Annotated in this window: 13 protein-coding genes; 5 read left to right on the forward strand and 8 right to left on the reverse strand. The window is 72.9% G+C overall.

Going from position 1 to position 20984, the window contains the following annotated elements; all coding sequences use genetic code 11:
* Positions 1-22: 22 nt before the first annotated feature.
* From ACBJ59_RS48855 to ACBJ59_RS48870, 4 genes are all read right to left on the reverse strand, one after another.
* Entirely contained in the window at positions 23-1210 is a 1188-nt protein-coding gene (locus tag ACBJ59_RS48855; protein ID WP_375116869.1) for a tetratricopeptide repeat protein, read from the reverse strand.
* Entirely contained in the window at positions 1207-2715 is a 1509-nt protein-coding gene (locus ACBJ59_RS48860; RefSeq protein WP_375116870.1) for an AAA family ATPase, read from the reverse strand. Before ACBJ59_RS48860 ends, ACBJ59_RS48855 begins: the two co-directional genes overlap by 4 nt.
* Before the next feature lie 117 nt (positions 2716-2832).
* Positions 2833-4131, reverse strand: a complete 1299-nt coding sequence (gene ccrA, locus ACBJ59_RS48865; RefSeq protein WP_375116871.1) for a crotonyl-CoA carboxylase/reductase — start codon at positions 4129-4131, stop codon at positions 2833-2835.
* The gene (locus tag ACBJ59_RS48870; protein ID WP_375116872.1) at positions 4128-10010 is read right to left on the reverse strand and encodes a beta-ketoacyl synthase N-terminal-like domain-containing protein; all 5883 of its coding nucleotides are present in this window, start codon (positions 10008-10010) and stop codon (positions 4128-4130) included. The genes ccrA and ACBJ59_RS48870 overlap by 4 nt, the downstream gene beginning before the upstream one ends.
* A gap of 219 nt (positions 10011-10229) precedes the next feature.
* Here ACBJ59_RS48870 and ACBJ59_RS48875 point away from each other — a divergent pair, with 219 nt between their 5' ends.
* Positions 10230-11297, forward strand: coding sequence for an alpha/beta hydrolase (locus ACBJ59_RS48875; RefSeq protein WP_375116873.1), 1068 nt, complete (start codon positions 10230-10232; stop codon positions 11295-11297).
* 7 nt (positions 11298-11304) lie between these two features.
* On the opposite strand, the gene ACBJ59_RS48880 is transcribed toward ACBJ59_RS48875, so the two are convergent.
* Positions 11305-11637 carry a hypothetical protein gene (locus ACBJ59_RS48880; RefSeq protein ID WP_375116874.1) on the reverse strand — a complete coding sequence of 111 codons (333 nt, stop codon included), beginning with the start codon at positions 11635-11637 and terminating at the stop codon, positions 11305-11307.
* Between the two features lie 8 nt (positions 11638-11645).
* Entirely contained in the window at positions 11646-13769 is a 2124-nt protein-coding gene (locus ACBJ59_RS48885) for an alpha-galactosidase (protein ID WP_375116875.1), read from the reverse strand.
* A 155-nt stretch (positions 13770-13924) separates the two neighbouring features.
* On the opposite strand from ACBJ59_RS48885, the gene ACBJ59_RS48890 reads away from it, so the two are divergent.
* The 4 genes from ACBJ59_RS48890 to ACBJ59_RS48905 are packed head-to-tail and all read left to right on the forward strand — an operon-like array spanning position 13925 to position 18311.
* Entirely contained in the window at positions 13925-15076 is a 1152-nt protein-coding gene (locus ACBJ59_RS48890) for an ROK family protein (RefSeq protein WP_375116876.1), read from the forward strand.
* Positions 15077-15105: 29 nt separating this feature from the next.
* On the forward strand, positions 15106-16056 hold the full coding sequence (locus tag ACBJ59_RS48895; RefSeq protein ID WP_375116877.1) for a carbohydrate ABC transporter permease: 951 nt from the start codon (positions 15106-15108) through the stop codon (positions 16054-16056).
* Positions 16056-16934 (forward strand): carbohydrate ABC transporter permease, encoded by an 879-nt coding sequence (locus ACBJ59_RS48900; RefSeq protein ID WP_375116878.1) that lies wholly within the window; start codon positions 16056-16058, stop codon positions 16932-16934. Before ACBJ59_RS48895 ends, ACBJ59_RS48900 begins: the two co-directional genes overlap by 1 nt.
* Positions 16935-16967: 33 nt before the next feature.
* Entirely contained in the window at positions 16968-18311 is a 1344-nt protein-coding gene (locus tag ACBJ59_RS48905; RefSeq protein ID WP_375116879.1) for an ABC transporter substrate-binding protein, read from the forward strand.
* Between the two features lie 89 nt (positions 18312-18400).
* On the opposite strand, the gene ACBJ59_RS48910 is transcribed toward ACBJ59_RS48905, so the two are convergent.
* Positions 18401-19693 (reverse strand): hypothetical protein, encoded by a 1293-nt coding sequence (locus tag ACBJ59_RS48910; RefSeq protein ID WP_375116880.1) that lies wholly within the window; start codon positions 19691-19693, stop codon positions 18401-18403.
* A gap of 53 nt (positions 19694-19746) precedes the next feature.
* On the reverse strand, positions 19747-20973 hold the full coding sequence (locus ACBJ59_RS48915) for a glycosyltransferase (protein WP_375116881.1): 1227 nt from the start codon (positions 20971-20973) through the stop codon (positions 19747-19749).
* Positions 20974-20984 lie beyond the last annotated feature (11 nt).

Here is a 20984-nt window from a genome sequence, read left to right on the forward strand (position 1 = left end):
CTAGGTCGGCTCTGGATCGGCTCTAGATCCCGGTGGGGAGCCGGCCCCGGACGGCGGTCGCCAGCCAGACCGTGGCCAGCGCGGCGTACATGCCGAGCAGCGCCACGGCCGGAGCGGAGGCGGCCACCGAGACGGCGACGGCCACCGCGAGCAGGCCCGCCCACCCGTACAGGACCGCCCGGCGGCGCGCCGAGCCGGTGTGCGCGGCCTCCTGGGCCGGGGTGACCAGGGCCATGACCGCCGCGCCGGCGGTGGCGACCGCGTCCTGGCCGACCGCGAGACCCAGACCGAGCAGGGCCGCGCCCGCCACCACCAGGCCGCAGCACAGCACGGCCACCCGCGCCTCGACCCCCTCGAACAGCAGCCGGGTGGTCCTGGCCCGGGCCAGCCGCAACGTGGTCCACGACTCGGCCACCCACGCCACCCAGTGCAGCACCGCGAGGATGACGAAGACCGCGATGACGGGCGGGACGGCGGGCAACAGGAAGATCAGCCGCCAGCCGCCGGGGAACCTGCCCCGCAGCCGCGAGAGCCGCCGGTAGAGCGGGTTGCGCTGCTTGAGCGCCGCCACGAGCAGGTCCCTGGCCTGCCCGAAGCCCGGGTCCAGGCGGAGCACCTCGCGGAACGCCTCCGCCGCCCGCCGGGGATCGCCGAACCTCAGCGCCACGCGGCCGTGGACGAAGTGCGCGGTGGGGCTCTCCGGATCGAGCTGTACGGCGTGCGCGGCGGCGGCCTGGGCCTGCCCGGCGTCGCCGAGGTTCGTGCAGGCCAGCGCCAGCAGGCTCACCAGGTCGGAGTCCTGCGGATCGATCCGCAGGCCGCGCCGGGCGGCGTCGGCCATCCCGGTCCACTCGCCCTTGATCATGTGCGTGCGGGCCAGCAGCTCCCAGGTCGGGGCGTACTCGGGCTGGAGGTCCAGGGCCGTGTGGATGGCGGCCATGGCCTCCTCGGGCCGGCGGGCGCGGTAGTGCACCTGGGCGGCGGCGTAGTGGGGGAACCACTGGTCGGGCGCGAGGCGTACCGCCTCGTGGGCCTCCTCGACGGCCTCGGCCACCTGGCGCTGCTGGATCAGGGCGAGCGCCAGGAGGGCGTGGCCGGTGACGCTCTGCGGCTCCTGGGCGAGCAGGCCGCGCAGCTCCCGCTCGGCGTCGGCCGGGCGGCGCAGCTGCAGGAGCGTGCGCGCCCGTTGGATCGGGTCGGCGACCTTCACCACTTGCCCTTGACCCAGGGCATCAGCTCGTCCCAGGCGCCGGAGTCGTTGGCGTGCATCACGTAGTTGCGCGCGGTGGCCATCCACTCCCTGACCGCCGTGGGCCGTACGGTGCGGGCGGCCGCCAGCAGGTCGGGCGTGGCCAGCGGGATGGGGCGGCCCGCGCTGATCGACTGCTGGAGCTTGGCCTCCACCGCCCGGTCCACGACGCCCTTGAGGTCGGCGCCGACGAAGTGCTCGGTCACCCGCGCCACCGCGTCGAAGTCCATCTCCGCCAGGGGCTTGTCGCGGCACAGGATGCGCAGGATGGCCGCGCGCGCCGCCTGGTCCGGCGGCGGCACGAACACCGGCTGGTCGAGACGGCCGGGGCGGCGGAAGGCGCCGTCCACGTACCAGGGGGCGTTCGTGGCGGCCAGCACCAGCACGCCCTCGTTGGCGCTCTGGTCGACGCCGTCGAGCTCGGCCAGGAACTGGTTGACGAGCTGCCGGGTGTGCGCCTGGCGCATGTCCGAGCGGCGCCCGGCCAGCGCGTCGACCTCGTCGAAGAACAGCACGCAGGGGCGGTTGCGGCGGGCCAGGTCGAAGGTGGCGTGCAGGTTGCGCTCGCTGGAGCCGACGTACATGTCCAGGATGTCGGCCAGGCCCACGTTGACGAACGCCGCGCCGAGCTCGCCGGCGGCGGCCCTGGCCAGGTGGGTCTTGCCCGCTCCCGGCGGGCCGTAGAGGAGCACGCCGCCGCCGGCCCGCTTGCCGTACGCGGCGAACAGGTCCGGCTGCTGGATGGGCAGCAGCAGCTTCATCCGCAGCGCCTCCTTGACCGCCTCCATGCCCGCCACGTCGGCGAACGTCAGCCCGGCGCGCTCCACCTCGCTGGTGCTCTCACGCGTGGCGGGCCCGCCCGCGACGGGCTGCTGCCCGGCCATCGCGGGCGCCGCGTACAGCGGAGGTGCCGCAGGTGGTGGCGCAGAAGATGCCGCAGGGGGCGGCGCGGAAGGGGGTGGCGGGGAGGCCGGGGGCGGGGAGGCCGCAGGAGGTGCCGCAGGGGTCGGCCACGGGGAGGCGGCAGGAGGTGCCGCAGGGGTCGGCCACGGGGAGGCGGGGCCGCCCGGGGTCAGCCGGGTGGCCAGCTCGGCGTCGACCAGGGAGGCGTCCCGGTTGATCGCCTCGAAGTACCGGTAGGCCGCCCGGCCCATGTCGCCCTCGCCGATCAGCGCCCTGGCCGCCAGGATGCCGAGCCGGGGCGGGTAGCCGGGCTCGGCCAGCAGCGGTTCGAGCGCCGCCAGCGCCGGTCCGTAGGCGCTCTGCCGGACGAACGCCTCCGCCAGCCCGGCCGTGAGGTCCGGGTTCTTGGGCGCGAGCACGAGCGCGGCGCGGAACTCGGCCTCGGCGTCGGCCAGATAGCCCTTGGCCAGGAGCAGGCCGGCGAGGTGCTGGCGCAGGGGGAGGTTGTCCGGAGATAGACGCGCCGCCTCGCGGAGCGCCTGAAGGCCGGCATCGTCTGACACGTGCCGTTCCCTTCTGTCGCAGTTTCGGTCATCTCGAACTACGCAAGATACCGAAATTGACGACGCCCGTGTCCGGCGTAATGGAGCACTCCGCTCCGACACAAGTCCGGCGGGTTTTCAGCCGGTCCGGAACAGCCGCAGGCGGTCCTCGCCGATCCGCGCGCGCAGCTCGTGGTCCTCGATGCCGAGGCCCTCCTCCGGGGCCAGGGCCAGCACGCCGACCTTGCCCACGTGCCGGTTGAGCTGCACGGCGCGGGTCGCGTCCGCCGCCTCGGTCAGCGGGTAGACGGTGGAGAGCGTGGGGTGGACCAGGCCGAGCGAGATGAGCCGGTTGACCTCGTGGCACTCCTGGTAGTTCGCTCCGTGGGAGCCGATGATCCGCTTGAGCTTCATCCACAGGTGGCGGTTGTCGTACTCGTGGGCGTACCCGGTGGACGACCCGCACGTCACCACCGCGCCGCCCCTCCTGGCGACATAGACGGAGGCGCCGAACGTCTCCCGGCCCGTGTGCTCGAACACGATGGCCGGGTCCTCCCCCACCAGCCGCCTGACCTCGGCTCCCAGCCGCCGCCACGCCTTCTCGTCGCCCAGGTCCTCGAACTGCGAGCGGTCCACGACGTGCGGGCAGCCCATCCGGCGCAGCAGCTCGGCCTTCTCCGGCGAGCTCACGACGCCGACGGGGATGCCGCCGCCGTTGCGTACGAGCTGCACGCCGTACCCGCCGAGGCCGCCCGTCGCGCCCCACAGCAGCACCACGTCGCCCTGCTTCATCCGCGCGCCGCGCTCGCCGACCAGCATCCGGTACGCCGTCGAGGCGCACAACATGTTGCAGGCCGCCTCCTCCCAGCTCAGGTGCCGGGGCTTGGCGAGCAGCTGGGTGGCCTTGACCACGGCGAAGTCGGCCAGGCCGCCGAAGTTCGTCTCGAAGCCCCAGGCCCGCAGGTCGGCCGCCAGCATGCCGTCGTGCTGGACGACCGGATCCTCGGGGTCCACGTAGGCGGGGCTGGTGACCACCCGGTCGCCGGGGCGCCACCTGCGTACCGCCGCGCCGGTCCGGACGATCACGCCCGCCGCGTCAGAGCCGAGCACGTGCGTCGGCAGGTCGTGCCTCGGGTCCGTGCGCCCCAGCCGCTCCAGGAACGCGAACGTCGGGATCGGCTCGAACATCGCCGACCACACGGTGTTGAAGTTGATCGCGCCGGCCATCACCGCCACCAGGACCTCGTCCGCTGCCAGGTCCGGCATGGGCACCTCGCCGACGTGCAACGTCCTGCGCACGTCCTTGTCGGCGGCGCCCTGCTCGAACATGCCCACCTCGTCCTTGCGCAGGTGCGCCGCCCGGTAGGTCGTGGGCACGTCCAGGCGCTCCAGCTCGGCGGGCGCCGCGCCCGCGACCACTGCCTCTGCCAGCGTCATAGCAGTCCTCTCAGGTGCTCGGCGATGACCTCGATGTGCGGGGGATCGAGCAGGTCGAGGTGGTGCGACCCGGGGACCTCGACGATCTCCAGGTTCGCGCTGTACGGGGCGAAGCCCCTGGCCGGGTCGCCGTCGTGGGCGTAGCGGGGGTCCCGTACGGCCCAGGGGGTGGGCTCCGTGGAGCGGTAGAGGACGACCCGGCCGTCGTACGGGGCCGGGCGGTGGCGTTCGAGGGCCCTGGTGTCCTCGTGGGAGGTGAGCTGGTGGCGGAGGATGGGCGCGGGCAGCACGTCGAGGGCCGCCGACAGCCTGGCGCGGACGAGGTCCGTCCGGGCCGGCTCGTCCAGGTCCGCGAGCTCGGCCGGGTCGAGGTGCACGGCCACGCCGTACGTCTTGCGGAGGTAGGCCGCGAAGTCCGCGTAACGCCGGGCCTCGATCCCGCGCCTGGCCGCCTCCGGCACCGGCTCCGGCAGCCCCGCGTCGATCATGGCCACCAGCTCGACCTCGTCACCCAGCCGGCCGGCGATCTCGAACGCCAGGACGCCGCCGAACGACCACCCGCCGACCCGGTACGGTCCCGGCCCCGTGCCCCTGATCGCCGCCACGTAGCGGTCCGCGCGCTCGTGGATGTCACCGGCGCCGTCCAGGCGTTCGAGGCCGAGGACGGGGACGGGGAGCCGGTCGGCGAGCAGCGCGTACACGCCGGTGGTGCCGCCGGCGGGGTGGGCGAGGAAGAGCGGCCGTCCGGTGGTGACCGCGTTCAGGAGGCGCGGGCTCTCCCGCCCGGCCTCCGCCTCGTCGAGAGCCCGTACGACGTCCGCGAGCCCCGCCGCGCTGACCGGGCCCGGCTCGGGCGGCGGGATCGGCCTGCCCAGCTCGCGGCCCAGGTGGTCGAGGGCCCGGGTCACGACGCCGGGCGCGACGGGCTCCGTGACGGACGGCTCGCGCCCGAGGAGCTCGGCCAGCACCCGCACCACCTGCCGCTCCGCCGCGTCCCTCGCCCCGACGCCCACCGCTCCGACGTCCCTCACCCCGACGTCCGCCGCCCGGACGTCCCGAGCCCCGTCCGGGCCGGTCCCGCCGCCGTTCCGAGCCGGCGCATCCGCCGCCGTCGCGGCACCCTCCCGGCCCGGCACCGCCGGTCCCAGGCCGGTCTCGACCGTTCGCACGAGGGTGCCCACGGTGGCGCCCGTGAGCAGCGGCGCGGTCGGCACGGTGACGCCGAGGTCGTGCTCGATCATGCCGCGCAACCGGGTCGCGGCCAGGGAGTCCAGGCCCAGGTCGGTCAGCACCGTCTCCTCGCCCAGCCGCTCCGCCGCCACCCCCAGCACGACCGCCACCCGCTCCTTGACGGCGGCCGGCACCTCCCCGGGAGCCGGCGCCGCGAGACCCCGGGCAGAGACGAGATTCCGGGCAGGGGCGAGACCCCGGGCAGGGGCGAGACCCCGGGCGCGGCCGGACTTCCCGGGCTCCTCGGCTGCGGCGGTGAAGTCGGAGAAATACGGTATGCGGGATATTTCGGGAAAGACGGCAGCCGCCTGCCCCGCATCGACCTTCACCACCCCCGCCGACAACCCCCGCTGGATCAGCGCCTCCAGCGCCTCGATCCCCTCCTCCGCCGTCAGCGGCGCCACGGCGGGCAGCGCCCCGGCCGCCGTCCCCGCCCACGGCCCCCACGCGATGCTGATCCCCGGCAACCCTTCGGCCCTGCGCAGCTCGCACAGCCCGTCCAGCCAGGCGTTCGCCGCCGCGTACGCCGCCTGCCCCGGGGACCCGAGCAGCCCGGCCGCCGACGAGAACGCCACCCACCAGTCCAGGTCCAGCTCCCTGGTGGCCTCGTGCAGCCGCCGGCCGCCGTCGACCTTGGCGGCCCACACACGGTGGAGGCTCTCCGGATCCAGGTCGTCGATCAGCCGATCGTCCAGGACCCCGGCCGCGTGGATCACGCCGCGCAGCCGTACCCCTCCGGCCGTCGCCGCCGCCACCAGCCGCTCCGCCGTACCGGGCCGGGCGAGATCACCCGTCACCACCCGCATGACCCCGTCGGCGGGCGAGCCGGAGCGGGCGTTCAGGATGACGCGGGTGGCGCCGCGTCCGGCCAGCCAGCGGGCGGCGAGCCGGCCGAGGTGACCGGTTCCGCCGGTGATCACGTACGCTCCCGGACCGACGACCGGGTCCGGGCGGGCAGGTGGGAGCGGGGCGCGGCGCAGGCGGGCCGAGTAGCGGAGCCCGCCACGCCAGGCCACCTCGTCGCCCGCCGCGCCGTCCCCTGTACCGCCCGCTGTGCCGCCCCCTGTGCCGCCCGAGGTGTCGCGGGACAGCTCCGCCGCCAGGTCGGTGAGGTCGTCGAAGTCCACGAGCGTGACGCGGGCCTCGGGACGTTCCAGGGCGAGGACCCTGACCAGCCCGCGCAGGGCCGCCGGACCGGGATCGGGCCGCTCCCCCTCCAGCACGGCCTGCGCCCGCTCGGTCGCGATCGTGACCCGCGCACCCCGGGCGACCAGCCGGGCGACCTCCAGCAGCACCCGCCGCGCCCCGACCGGGTCGAGGCCCCGGGGAGGCAGCACGAGCACCGACTCCGCCTCGGGCCGGACGGTGAGCAGGGAGTGGAGGCGGGCCGCCCGCGCATCCCCCTCATCGGCCAGGATGAGCCATGCGCGGGACGAGCCCGCCCCCCGGAGTGGCTGCGGAGCCCAGGCGCGTACGACCAGCTTGGCGTCCAGCGTGGCCGGGACAGCGGCCTGGGGCAAGTTCGCGGTCTCGGCACCTGAGAAGGCCCCGCTCACGGCCACGTGCCGGATCCGCTCCAGCCCGGCGGGGCCGGGGGCGGCGGCGGGGGTGAGCCCGGCCGTGCCGTACACGTGCCAGACCCCGGCCGCGTTCTTCGCCGAGAGCGAGAAGGCCGTACCCGTCAGGGTGATCGTCACCTGGGCGGGGAGCGGGAGCAGCGCGTGCAGCGTGACGTCGTGCAGCTCCGCCTCCTCGCGCACCTCCCCGGCCAGCGAGTGGAGGAGCCCGGCCAGCGCCTCGACCCGGAGCAGCGGCCCGCCCTCGACGGTGGTCGTCCAGGCGTGGCCGGTCGGTGTCTCCACGTGCCGGCGACGGGGAGCGGCGGCCGCCCAGTGGCGTACGTGGTGCCAGGGCGAGTGCGGCACGTCCACGACGCGCCCGCTGGTACGCGGCGGGACGGCGGTGGCGGCGGTCGCCACCTGGGTGTGGAAGTCGCCCGTGGTGAGCAGCGCGGCCGGGGGGAGGGTCTCGCGGAGCGCGCCGGTCAGCAGGGGGCGGGGGCTCAGCTCGGTGAAGAGCGTGAAACCGTCCTCGGCCGCCGCGCGCACGGCCTGCATCAGGCGTACGGGGCGGCGCACCCCGGCGGCCCAGTACGCGGCCTCGAACGCCGGCGCCTCCCGGGGATCCTCGAAGACCGTCGAATAGTACGGCAGGCCGGGCTTCTCCCCGGCGACCGTGGCCAGCTCCTCCCTGAGCACCGGCAGCAGCGGCCTGACCTGCGGCGAGTGCCCCGCGCCCTCGGCGGTGAGCGTCCTGGCGAACAGCCCCCGCCCCGCCACCTCCGCAGCGAACTCCGCCACCCGCCCCGGATCCCCCGTGACCACGCTCTGGCGCGGTGCCGAGTACACGGCCACGTGCAGGTCGGCGGGCACCTCGTCCGCCCCCACCGCCACCACGGCCATCGCGCCGCCCCCGCCCAGGCCGCCGAGGAGGCGGGCCCGCGTGCAGATGACCTTGACCGCGTCCCGCAGCGGGAGCCCGCCCGCCACCACGGCCGCCGCCACCTCTCCCATGGAGTGCCCGATCACGGCGGCCGGCTCGAAGCCGTAGGCCCGCCACAGGTTCGCCAGGGCGAGCTGCGCGGCGAAGGTGATCGGCTGGATCGCGGCGACGCCCTCGGGGGCCGGGTCGTGGAGGTCCGTCCCGGACTCGGCCGCCAGCAGCGGTGCCAGGGTGTCGATCGTGCGCCGGTAGGCGGGCTCGGTGTCGTAGAGATCGAGTGCGGGCGGGCGCGGGCTGTAGCCGCCGAACACCCATACCGGGCCCTTCGCCACCCCCTCCAAGGGCCGTAGCCCGGGCCGGAGGTCGCGCAGCCGCTCGGCCAGCTCCTCCGGGCTCGCGGCCACCACGGCGGCGGCCACCCGGCCCCGTCCCGCCCGCCTGGCCAGGGTGTGCGCGACATCCCGGAGGCTCACCCCGGGAGGCCGGCCGCCGAGCGCGCGGGCCCCGGCCTCGGTGGCGTCCGCGAGCACGCGGGCATGGTGGCGGACCCTGGCCTCGGTGGTGTCGGTGAGCAGGAAGACGTGCTTGGCGGTGGCAGTGGCTGTGCCTGTGGCAGTGATGGCGGCTGTGGCAGTGACGGCGGCGGGGCTCGGTGCGGCGGCGGGCAGGCCGTACGCGACCACGTGCGCGTTCGTGCCGCCGAACCCGAACGCCGACACCCCCGCCCGCGCGTCGGGCCTGGGCCAGGGCGTCGGCTCGGTGACGACCTGGAGCGTGTCCCACGGGATGTGCGGGTTCGGGCGGCGGAAGTGCAGGCTGGGCGGGATCACCCCGTGGTGCAGGGCGAGCACGGTCTTGATGAGTCCGGCGATCCCGGCGGCGGCCTCCAGGTGGCCGAGGTTCGTCTTGGCCGAGCCGAGCAGCACCGGCGTGCGGACGGCGGCGGCGATGGCGCGGGCCTCGATCGGGTCGCCGAGGAACGTGCCGGTCCCGTGGGCCTCGACGTAGTCCGGCCCACGATCCGCGTACACCTGCCTGAGTAGCGCCTCCTGCGCCTCGGGGTTGGGCGCGACGAGGCCGTTGGAGCGGCCGTCCTGGTTGACGGCGGTCGCGCCGAGCAGCGCCAGCACCCGGTCCCCGTCGCGGACGGCGTCCGCCAGCCGCTTGAGCACCACCACCCCGCACCCCTCGGCCCGCACCATCCCGTCCGCCGAGGCGTCGAACGCCTTGCAGCGCCCGTCCGGGGCCGTGCCGCCGCCCCGGTCGAAGGCCACCGTGACCACGGGCGACAGCAGCAGGTTCACCCCGGCGGCCAGCGCCAGGTCGCATTCGCCGGCCCGCAGGCTCGATGCGGCCAGGTGGGTCGCGACGAGCGAGGAGGAGCAGGCGGTGTCCACGGCCAGGGAGGGGCCGCGCAGGTCGAGGAGGTAGGACAGGCGGTTCGGGGCGATGCCGGGGGAGGCGCCGGTGGCCGTCCAGGCGTCCACGGAGGCCAGGTCGGAGGCGGTCAGGTACGCGTACTCGTTGCCGGAGATGCCGGTGAACACCCCGGTACGCGTCCCGGCCAGCGACCTGGGCGCGATGCCGCCGTGTTCGAGCGCCTCCCAGGCCGTCTCCAGGAGCAGCCGCTGCTGCGGGTCCATGGCCGCCGCCTCGCCCGGCGCGATGCCGAAGAACTCCGCGTCGAACCCGGCCACGTCGTCCAGGAACCCTCCGTGCCTGGTGGTGCCCGCCAGCACCGCCCCGGTGCGCGCCGACCCGTCGTCGAACGCCTCCCACCGCCCCGCCGGCACCTCGCCGACCGCGTCGCGCCCCTCGATCAGCAGCTCCCAGTACGCCCGGGGCCCGTGCGCGCCGGGGAACCGGCAGCCGAGTCCGACCACGGCGACGGGCTCGCCGGGAGCGGGAGCGGCCGGTGCCGGGGGATCCTCGGGGGCCAGCACCCGGGCCAGGCGGTTGATCGTCGGGTGCTCCCACAGGAGCGTCGGGCTCAGCTCCCTGCCCAGCAGCCCGGCCAGCTCGCCGGCCACCGCCACCGCCTCGCGCGAGGAGAGCCCGTACTCGCCCAGCGGCCGATCGGGATCCACGTGCTCGCCGAGCCGCTCCACGAGGAAGCGGCGGATCTCGTCCGCGCCGGGTACGTCCATGGATCACTCCCATGCATCCGGGGTGATCGGCCAACCTACCCACCCGTCCGGGGCGAGAGGCAGGCCCGAACGGAACATTCCTCGGCCGGGTTTTGTCACCGGCGTGATGATTTATCCGGCAGCGCGCAACAAGCGCCGGGTTTCGTTGCCGGAGCTCATAGCCCGCCCGCCGCCGCACCGCCTACCCTCGCCTGCACCCACAGCGAAGGGCATCCGACCATGCGTGGCTTGCTGGCACTGGCGACGACGCTGCTGCTCGTCCTGTCCGGCCCCGGGGTCTCCCCCGCCCGAGCCGACCCCGACTGGTCCATCGTCCCGGACGGGGAGCCGTCCCCCACGGGACCGCCGGCGGCCTCGCCGCCCGCCCGGGACACCGGCCACCTCCCCTGGCAGAAGGCGCTGCCCGGGACCGCCCGCGTGGTGCGCGAGCGCCGCCTCGACGCCCGCACCCTGGACGTGCTCGTCTCCTCGCCGTCGGTCGGCCGCCTGCTCCCGGTCCGCCTGCTCCTCCCCCGGGGCTGGTCGAAGACCGCCAAGCGGACGTGGCCGGTCCTCTACCTGCTGCACGGCGGCGCGGACGACTACACCTCGTGGACCCGCATGACCGACATATCCACCTTCACCAAGGACCTGGACGCCATCGTCGTCATGCCGGAGGCCGGCCGCGCCGGCAACTACTCGGACTGGCACAACGGCGGCAGGGGCGGCCCGCCGGCCTGGGCCACGTTCCACACCTACGAGGTGCGCCGCCTGCTGGAGATCGGCTACCGCGCCGGGACCCGCCGCGCGATCGCGGGCCTGTCGATGGGCGCGTACGGGGCCGTCAAGTACGCCGCCCGCAACCCCGGCATGTTCCGCTTCGCCGGCGCGTACAGCGGCATCCTGGCCACCCGGCTGCCCGGCATCCCGGCGATCATCATGAACGCGCAGGCCGGCGAGAAGCAGGACCCGCTGGCGCTGTGGGGCCACCCCAAGCGCGACAAACGCGTCTGGGCCGCGAACGACCCCATGGCCCTCGCCGCGAACCTGAAGGGCGTGCGCCTCTACCTCTCCAGCGGGACCAACAGCTTCAACGGGCCGCTGGACCCGCCCGGGTCGCCGTGGCATCCGGCGCACCTGGGCGAGCCCGTCTCGGCGTACACGGGAAAGGCCCTGAGCAAGCGGCTCAAGCAGCTCGGCATCCCGCACACGCTGCACCTGTACGGCAACGGCACGCACACCTGGCCGTACTGGATCCGCGAGTTCAAGAACTCGTATCCGATGATCCGCGAGGCCCTGCGGGTCTGAGCGCGACCTACGGGACGTCGAACGTCCTGCGGTTCCGCGCCCCGATGACCTCGATCCCCTCGGTGCCGAGGACGCCGTCGAGCGACAGCGACACCGTGTAGGGGGCCGTGGCCGGGAGACCGACGCCCGGCAGCGAGCCGGTGACCTCGATCCCCCAGTGTTCCGGCTGCCTGACGTAGACCAGCGGGGACAGCTCCACCTTCATGTTGAGGTAGGGCTTGGTCCCGCTGACGATCAGGATGAACGAGTCGGGCGCGACACCGGGGACGACCCGCGCCTCCTCGAAGTCGACCGGCCGCACGGAGGAGGGCGGCGGTGGGTGGGTGGAGTCTTCTGACATGGTGACGATCAGACCTTCCTGAGCACCAGCAGCTCGCTGCGATGGTCCGCGCCGATCGGCTCCCAGGCGGCGGGCCGCAGACCGCTCGCCATGAGGGTGGCACCGTACCAGCGGGCGCCGTCGCCTTCCAGCTCGTACAGCGCCTCTGGGTCGAGACCGGCCAGCCGCAGCCGGCGCGGGCCGCGCTTGGCGTTGCCGAGCGGGTTGTACACGAGCACCACGACCTGGTCGCCGAGCACGTACTGCACCGCCGAGCGCTCCTGCCCCGGCGTGCCCGCCAGGCGGTACTGCCGCCCGTGCTGCACGGTCGCCCGCACCCGCTTGTACTGGGCGATCAGCTCGGCCGCCGCATCCAGCTCGCCGGAGGTCCACTCCGACAGGTCGCCGCCGATCCCCAGCACGCCCGCCATGGCCACGTGGAAGCGGTAGCGCAGCGGCATCGCGCGCCTGGTGGTCGGGTTGGGCGAGTCGGTGACCCAGGCCGACATGGCACTGGCGGGGTAGAGCTGGGAGAACCCGTGCTGCACGGTCTGCCGGTCGCGCGCGTCGGTGTTGTCCGACGGCCAGACCTCGTCGGTGTAGCGCATGATCCCGAGGTCGATCCGGCCGCCGCCGCCCGCGCAGGACTCGATCCGCAGCCCGGGGTGGCGCTCGCGGAGCAGCTCCATCACCCGGTAGACGCCGCGCGTGTGCTCGATCCACACCCGGTCCTGCGCCGCGCCCTGTTCCGGCCAGCCCGCCTGGGTGAAGGGGCGGTTCATGTCCCACTTGAGGTAGTCGAGGCCGAGGTCGGTGACCAGCCGGTCGAGCCAGCCGAGCGCCCACTCGCGTACGTCGTCGCGGGCGAAGTTGAGCACGAGCTGGCCGCGCTTCTCGTCGCGCCGCCGGTGCTCCAGGTGCAGGGCCCAGTCCGGATGCTCGCGGTAGAGCTCGCTCTCCTTGCTGAGCCCCTCGGGCTCCACCCACAGCCCGACGCTCATCCCCAGGTCGCGGATCCCGTCGAGCATGCCGCGCAGCCCCTCGGGGAAGCGCTCGCGGTGCGGCCACCAGTCGCCCAGCGACGTGGTGTCGTCGTCGCGCCGGCCGAACCAGCCGTCGTCGATCACGTACAGCTCGACGCCGATGGCGGCGGCCGTCTTGGCCAGCTCCAGCTGCTGCGCCTCGGTGACGGCGAACGTGGTCGCCTCCCACGAGTTGTACAGCACCGGCCGCTCCTCGAAGGGCGTGGGCAGCACGTGCCGGCGGGCGTACTCGTGCCAGGCCCGGCTGGCGGCGCCGAACCCGCCGCCGGAGTAGAGCCCCAGCGCGGACGGCGCGACGAGCTCCTCGCCCGGCGCGAGCGTCCAGCGCACCCCGTCGTGGCCGAAGCCGCCGGAGACGCAGACCCCGCCTTCCGGCCGCTGCGTGGTGGTCAGGCGCCAGCTCCCGCTCCAGGCCAGGGCGACGCCCCAGACCTCGCCGTGCTCCTCGGTTGCCGCGCCCGCGTCGATCATCACCCACGGGTTCGCCGTGTGGCTGGTGATGCCCTGGCGGCTGGTGAAGACCAGCTCGCCGACCGGCAGCGGCCCGCGCTGGAGCTGCAGCTCCTCGGCCCACGCGCCGAAGACGCCGCTGTAGCGGTAGGCCGCGGCGTCGGGGATGAACCAGTTGCCGGAGTCGAGCCGGGTGACCGCGGCTTCCGCGCCGGCCCTGACGGTGGTCCAGCGCTCGATGACGTCGGTGTCCTCGCGCACGCGTACGGACAGGACCACCTCGAACGGGTGGTGCGCATCGGCCAGCACGAGGTCCAGCCGCTGCGCGCCGCCGCCCTCGTCGTGGATCTCCGACCCGGTGAACCGCAGCTCCACCGAGCGCTCGTGACCGAACGTGACCTGCAGTGAGGGCGCGCCCCACCGCGTGCCACCGTCGACCGGCAGCAGTTCCTCGATCTCGGAGGGCGTGGAGAAGCTGGAGACGTGCCGCCGGGGCAGGCCGGTGACCTGGCGGGCGGCCTCCGGCGTGAGCCGCGGGCCCCAGTAGGTCTGCCGCGGCGCGGCCTCCCCGGTGAGCGGGTCCGTCTCCACGCCTATGACGTACGTGGAGGCGGGGGTGGTGATCGCCCAGTAGCGATCGTCTAGCGGGATTACAGGCATCGGCGTCCCCCGAGCTGCTGGATCGATCAGGCGGCTGGAGACTAACCGGCTTTAGTGCACCAGGTCAATGAAAGACCGCACCCGGATACCCCTGCTTGTGATCCACACCACGGGATTACTTGACAACATGAACAAACGGGCTCAACCATTGGCCCGTGTTCTCACACACCGCCACCGGAAATGTGCGGCTCACGGACGCCATGCGTTCGGTGTTCGTCGAGCTGCTCGTGCACGGCCCCCTGTCCAGGGCCGAGGTGGCCCGGCGGCTCGCCCTGTCGCCGTCCGCGCTGACCAAGCTGACCAGACCGTTCATCGAGTCGGGCTACCTGCTGGAAGCGGCCGGCGATGGTCCGGCGACCGTCGGGCGTCCCTCGCAACCCCTGCAGGTGGACGCCTCGCGCATGTCGTTCGCCGGGATCAAGCTCACCGCCGACGAGCTGTTCGCCGTACGCACCGACCTGGCGGCCACCGTCCGGATGGAGACCTCCAGGCCGCTCGCGGACCACGCGATCGACCACGTGCTCGGCCGGATCGTCGAGGCGGTCGAGGAGCTGACCGTGCCGGGCCGGCCCCTGTCGGCCGTGGGCATCAGCCTGGCCGGCACGGCCACGCCGGGCGATCCCGTCGTGCACACCTCGCCCTTCCTCGGCTGGAGCCAGCTACCGCTGGCGGACCTGGTCGAGGAGGCCGTGTCGGTGCCCACGGTGCTGGACAACGACGTACGGGCGCTGACGGCCGTGCAGCAGTGGTTCGGCGAGGGCGTCGGGCACTCGTCGTTCGCGCTGGTCACGGTCGGGGCCGGGCTCGGCTGCGGGCTCGTCATCGGCGACCGCCTGGTCACCGGGCAGTCGGGCGCCACCGGGCTCGTCGGCCACCTGCAGATCGACGACCGCGGCCCCGTGTGCGAGCGGGGCCATCGCGGCTGCGCCCGCGCGTACGCCACCTCCCCCGCCATCCGCCGCTCGATCGCCACCACGCTCGACCGGCCCGAGCTCACCTTCGACGACTGCCTGGCCCTGGCCGCCGACGGCCACCCCGTCGCGCGCCGCGTGCTGGACGAGGCCGGGGCCGCCCTGGGCCAGGTGGTCGCCACCGTCGCCAACATCACCGGGCCCGAGCTCGTCGTCCTGTCCGGCGAGTCGGTCCACATGTACGACGTGTGCGGGCAGGCGTTCCACACCGCGCTCGCCCGTCACACGCACTGGACGGCCACCCCCGTACGGGTGGCCGTCAAGCCCTTCGCCTTCAACGAGTGGGCCAGGGGAGCGGCCGTCACCGCTCTCCAGCATCTGCTGTTGCACCGCTGATCAACCGCCGGCGGGCACTAGGAGGTCTGATGACCAGTGATACCGTCCGCGCCGCCCCCCGCCTCACGCCCGGGACAGTGCCCAAACCCCCTCCCCCTCCCCTCCGACGCCGCCTGGGCGACCTGCCGGTCGCGGTCCTGTTCGTCCTCCCGGCGGCCGTCGGCTTCGCCCTCTTCTACCTCTGGCCCGCCATCCGCGGCGTGTATCTGAGCCTGACCAGGTACAACGTCCTCACCCCGCCTCGCTTCATCGGCCTGGAGAACTACGAGCGGCTGTTCGGCGACCGCCTGTTCTGGAACGCGCTGAAGGTCACCGCCGAGTACGTGGTGATCAACATCGGCACCCAGACCGTGGTCTCCATGCTGCTGGCCGTCCTGATGTACCGGCTGACCAGGTCGATGATCGTGCGCGGGATCGTGCTGCTGCCCTATCTCGTCGCCAACGTGGTCGTGGCCCTCGTGTGGTTCTGGATGCTCGACTTCCAGCTCGGCGTGGTCAACAACCTGATCGAGTGGCTGGGCTTCGACCGGGTGGCGTTCTTCGGCTCGGACTGGGCCATCCCCACCATCGCGGGCATCAACACCTGGCGGCACATGGGCTACACCGCGCTGCTCATCTTCGCCGGGCTGCAGATGATCCCGCCCAGCGTGTACGAGGCCGCCGCCATCGACGGCGCCTCGGAGTGGCGGACGTTCTGGCGGGTCACGCTGCCGCTGCTGCGCCCCGTCATGGCGCTGGTCATGGTGCTGAGCGTCATCGGGTCGTTCCAGGTGTTCGACACCATCGCCGTCACCACGGCCGGCGGGCCGATCAACGCCACCCGGGTCATCTACTTCTACATCTACGACCTGGCGTTCAACCGGTTCAACTTCGGCTACGCCGCCGCGCTGTCGTCCGTGCTGTTCGTGCTGCTCGCCGGGGTCGCGTACCTGCAGATGCGCCTGTCCCGGGCCGGCGAGTCCGATCTGAGGGGGTCGTGATGGCCTCGATCCGCTGGGGACGGGTGGCGGGCTGGGCCGTGCTCGTCGTGGTCATGGCGGTGACGCTGTTCCCGTTCTACTGGATGTTGCGTACGTCCTTCTCCAGCACCCGCGCGCTGGCCGGTGGAGCCACGGACCTGCTGCCCGTGGACTTCACGCTCGGCGCCTACCGCCGCGTGCTGGGCCTGTCGACCACGGCGGAGGCGGTGGCCGAGGGCGGGTCGAGCGGCACCGTGAACTTCTGGCTCTACCTGCGCAACTCGATCGTCGTGTCCACCACGACCACGGCCGGGCAGGTCTTCTTCGGCTCGATGGCCGCCTACGCCTTCGCGCGGATGCGCTGGCCCGGCAGGAACGCCGTCTTCACGCTCTTCGTCACCGCGCTCATGGTGCCGCCGATCTTCACCACGCTGCCCAACTTCGTGCTGATCAAGGATCTGGGGCTGCTCAACACCTATCTCGGGATCATCCTGCCGCACCTGCTCATGACGCCGTTCGCGGTGTTCTTCCTGCGGCAGTTCTTCCTCGGGATCAACGCCAGCGTGGAGGAGGCCGCGCGCATCGACGGGGCCGGGCACGTACGCACGTTCTTCCGCATCGTCCTGCCCATGAGCCGGGCCCCGATCGCCACGCTGGCCATCCTCACCTACATCACGAGCTGGAACGACTACTTCTGGCCGCTGCTGGTCGGCAAGGCGGAGAACGTACGGGTGCTCACGGTCGCCCTGGGCATCTTCCGCTCCCAGACCCCGCAGGGCAGCCCCGACTGGGCCGGACTCATGGCCGCCACCCTCTTCGCGGCACTTCCGATCATGGTGCTGTTCGCCGTGCTCGGCCGCCGCGTCATCGACTCTATCGGCTACACCGGCGTCAAGTGAGCGCCGTTCCCCCCACCACGGAAGGTTGATGTTGTGAAGCGTTGTCTTGCCGTCGCCGGCGCGGCGGTGCTGCTGCTGACCGGCTGCGCCGCCGAGCCCGAGGGCGGCGCCGCCGCCGGCGGTCCCGCCACGATCGACTACTGGCTCTGGGACGTCGCCCAGCAGCCCCAGTACCAGGCCTGCGCCGACGCCTTCCACAAGGCGAACCCCCAGTACACCGTGAAGATCACCCAGTACGGCTGGGACGACTACTGGACGACGCTGACGACCGCGTTCGTCTCCGGCACCGCCCCCGACGTCTTCATCAGCCACCTGTCGCGCTACCCGCAGTTCGCCGCCCAGGGCCAGCTCCTGCCGATCAACGAGCAGGTCGCGAAGGACAAGGTGGACCTGTCAATCTACCAGGACGGCCTGGCCGACCTGTGGGTGACCAAGGACGGGCAGCGCTACGGGCTGCCGAAGGACTTCGACACCGTGGCGGTGATCTACAACACCGAGAAGGTCAAGGAGGCCGGGCTCAAGCCGGAGGAGATGGCGGAGCTGACCTGGAACCCCCGGGACGGCGGCACGTACGAGAAGGCCATCGCCCGCCTCACCGTGGACAAGAACGGCAAGCGCGGCGACGAGCCCGGCTTCGACAAGAAGAACGTGGCCACCTACGGCATCGGCTCCAACGGCAGCGGCGCCGGCTTCGGGCAGACCGAGTGGAGCATGTACACGATGAGCAACGGCTGGCAGTACGCCGACCAGAACCCGTGGCCCACCCGGTTCAACTACTCCGACCCGAAGTTCAAGGAGACCATCAAGTGGTTCACCTCGCTCATCGAGAAGGGCTACATGCCGAGCATGGACATCGTCAACTCGGGCGTCGGGCAGATCGACGCGTACGGGGCGGGCAAGTACGCGATGGTCACCGAGGGCAGCTGGAACACCAAGAGCTACTGGGCGCTCAAGGACGTGAAGTCGGCCCTCGCCCCGACCCCGGTCGGGCCCATCGGTAAGCGGGCGAGCCTGTTCAACGGCCTGGCCGACAACATCTCGGCGACCACGGACAACCCCGAGGCGGCGTGGGCGTGGGTCAAGTTCCTCGGCTCACCGGCCTGCCAGGAGGAGATCGTGGCCAAGGAGGCGACCGTGTTCCCGGCCATCAAGACCGCTACGGCCAAGGCCGAGCAGGCGTTCGCCGCCGCGGGCATCGACGTCAAGCCGTTCACCATGCACGTCCAGGAAGGCAGCACGCACCTGGCGCCGATCGCCGACCACTGGGCCGACGTCACGGCCACCATGACGGAGACCATGGACTCGATCTTCTCCTTCAAGAGCGACGTCAACGCCCTCGACCAGGCCAACGCCACCGTCAACGGCCTCTTCGGCTGACCCGCCCGCGCCGGGGTACGGCGGGACACGCGAAAGGGGCCGGACACCGCCACTCAAGCGGTATCCGGCCCCTTCCGGGCAGTCCGGGTTCAGGAGGTGTGCAGGTAGACCTGGCCGAACACCTCTGACAGGTTCTTCAGGTCAGTGGCCATGTCCACCTCGGGGTTGGCCGGGTCGTAGATGGTGGCCAGGCGCGCACGGATCGAGCCGAGCTTCTTGAGCTGGTCCCAGGTGACGTTCGCCGCCCACTTCTCGCCGTACACCCGGTTGACCTGCCCCTGGTCGGTCTGCCAGCGGCTCCACAGCGTGACCGTCTCGGCGGCGTCGTTCTGCAGCGGGGTGGCGATGCGCTCGGTGATCGCCTTGGTGGCCTGCTCCTCGTTGAGCTTGGCGGCCCCGGTGGCGGCGAAGGAGGCGTCCTCGGCGGCGATCTGCGCGTAGGCGTCCCAGGAGCGGGCGCGGACCTGGATCCACTGGTTCCGCTGCGCCTCGGCGGCGTCGATCTTCCAGGTGGCGTACTCGGTGGCCAGGTGGCCGTTGTCGAGCGCGAGCTGGTCGATGTACCCCTTGTTCAGCCAGGCGCCGATGCGCTCGGCGTCGAGCAGCGGGTACTTCTTGGTCATCTCGGCCTTGCAGGCGTCGTTCGCGCCACAGCCGAGCAGCGGCACCACCGTGTGCGCGGACAGCTTCTTGCCCGGCAGCAGCGCGCGCAGCGCGGTCGTGGTCTCGACGACGAACTTCTCCAGCTCCTCGGCCGTGGCGAAGGTCTGGTTGTAGCCGAGTTGCGAGGTGAACCTGACGCCCACGACGCCGGGCTGCGCGGCGGCCAGCGCGGCGATCTTCTTGGCGGCCTCGGCGAGCTTGCCGTCCTTGTAGTCGTCGGCGAGCTCGGTCTCGATCCAGACGCGCATGGTCGTCTGGGCGACGGCCTGCGCGGCCTGGCCGGCCGGCGTCTCCTTGGCCGCGGTCTTCTCGGCGGCGGTGATCTCGCTCGGGTCGACGTAGCACTGCTCGCCGTTCTGGCACTCCGGCGTGCCGCCGTCCTCGGCGCCGGGCACGTCGGGCTCGCCGACGTCGTGCATCTCGCCGTCACCCTCGGAGTCGGTGGGGCACTCGTTGCCCGGCTCGCTGCAGTCCACCGTGATCGGGTTCTGCGGGCCGGCCTCGATCATGTGCTGGCCGTCGTTCTCGAGCCAGAACTTGGCGATGTCCAGGGCCTCTTCGGGCGTGGCCATCCAGCGGCAGACGACGTACGCCGGGGTGTCGGCCGACATCAGGTCGTTGCAGCTCCTGTCGTCGTCCTCCGACCAGGCGGGAACGCCGATGCCGAGGAGCGAGAGGGTGAGTCCGATGATGAAGACCTGCCGTAGCCGCCGTCTCATGGCACCTTACTTCCAGGGGGTGATCGCGGGCATATCGCACAATATCTGGACGATCAACAACGTTCAATGAGATCCATGGCGCTCTTCACGCCGTCCTCGACGCGAAGTAGCCGCCCCAGTTGAGCCGAATTTTCTTGATATTTCGACACGGCCAGCAGCCGCGCGGCCAGCCCGTCCCTGCTCAGCGCCCTGATCGGCAACGGCGCCGGCCCCGCCCCGAGCGCCGCCACCCTGCGCCCCCAGAACGGCTGATCGGAGAAGAACGGGCAAACAATGTTGGGCACACCCGACGCAAGCCCTGTTCCAGTGGTCCCCGCGCCGCCATGATGAACAACGGCCGCCATTTCGGCGAACAAAAGATCGTGCGCCACCTCCCCCACCACCCGGACGTCATCGTTCTCCGTCACGGGCAGCCCCTGGACGACCCCCCGCATCCGCGCCTTCCGCAGGGCGGCCACCACCTCATCGGCCACCCGCTCGGGCTCCCCGGGCACCATGCTCCCGAACCCCACGAACACGGGCGGCCGCCCCGCCTCCAGAAAATCCTCGATCCCACCGAGCCACCCCGGCCCACCGGTAGCCGTGGCCCGGCCGCTCAGACGCCAGTAACCGGTCATGTGCACGTGCCGGGGCCAGTCGGCGGGCCGGGGCACCACCAGAGGGCTGACCCCGCACAACACCGGCACCCGCGCCCGCCGGTCGGCCGCGAACGGGCTGCCGCGCATCGGCCCCAGCCCCAGAACGCCCGCCCGCAACCGGTTCACCATGCGGCCGAGCACCATCCAGCCGAGCCGCTCGACCAGGGCGTAGCTGGCCCGGTTCCCCAGCGGGCCCAGGCTCGCCCGGGGCACCAGGGGGTTCGGGAACTCGCGGGTCGGCTCGCTGGGCTGGAAGTGCAGGATCCGGTACGGCATTCCGTACCGTTCGTGGAGATGCCTGCCGAAGGCGCCCAGGGCGGGGGCGAGGACCAGGTCCGCATCGGCGCAGGCGGCGTCCACCTCCTTGACCAGGATGGCGGCAAGCGGTTCGACGACCGTCCGGAAGCCCCGTACGAATCCCAGGGGGCCGCTCGCCAGCCACCGCCGCCCCGCCTCGCTCTCCGTCACCGCCAGGGGATCCACGCTCATGGGGGCGAACGTCACACCGGGCCCGGCCAGCCCCGCGTACCGCCCGGCGGCGACGAGCGTCACCTCATGCCCCCGCCCCGCCAGCCCCCGGGCCAGCGCCGCGCAAGGCTGCACGTCCCCCCGCGACCCGATGCCGAGCACGGCGACCCTCACGGCGCCACCGG

The organism is Nonomuraea sp. MTCD27, from assembly GCF_041950495.1.
In the GTDB taxonomy this organism is placed as follows: Bacteria; Actinomycetota; Actinomycetes; order Streptosporangiales; family Streptosporangiaceae; genus Nonomuraea.

Excerpts from the sequence above, each read along its gene's own strand:
- ACBJ59_RS48875 (WP_375116873.1), top strand. The coding sequence starts at position 10,230 with ATGCGTGGCTTGCTGGCACTGGCGACGACGCTGCTGCTCGTCCTGTCC.
- ACBJ59_RS48900 (WP_375116878.1), top strand. The coding sequence starts at position 16,056 with ATGGCCTCGATCCGCTGGGGACGGGTGGCGGGCTGGGCCGTGCTCGTC.
- ACBJ59_RS48870 (WP_375116872.1), bottom strand. The coding sequence starts at position 10,010 with ATGGACGTACCCGGCGCGGACGAGATCCGCCGCTTCCTCGTGGAGCGG.
- ACBJ59_RS48885 (WP_375116875.1), bottom strand. The coding sequence starts at position 13,769 with ATGCCTGTAATCCCGCTAGACGATCGCTACTGGGCGATCACCACCCCC.
- ACBJ59_RS48895 (WP_375116877.1), top strand. The coding sequence starts at position 15,106 with ATGACCAGTGATACCGTCCGCGCCGCCCCCCGCCTCACGCCCGGGACA.
- ccrA (WP_375116871.1), bottom strand. The coding sequence starts at position 4,131 with ATGACGCTGGCAGAGGCAGTGGTCGCGGGCGCGGCGCCCGCCGAGCTG.
- ACBJ59_RS48880 (WP_375116874.1), bottom strand. The coding sequence starts at position 11,637 with ATGTCAGAAGACTCCACCCACCCACCGCCGCCCTCCTCCGTGCGGCCG.
- ACBJ59_RS48910 (WP_375116880.1), bottom strand. The coding sequence starts at position 19,693 with ATGAGACGGCGGCTACGGCAGGTCTTCATCATCGGACTCACCCTCTCG.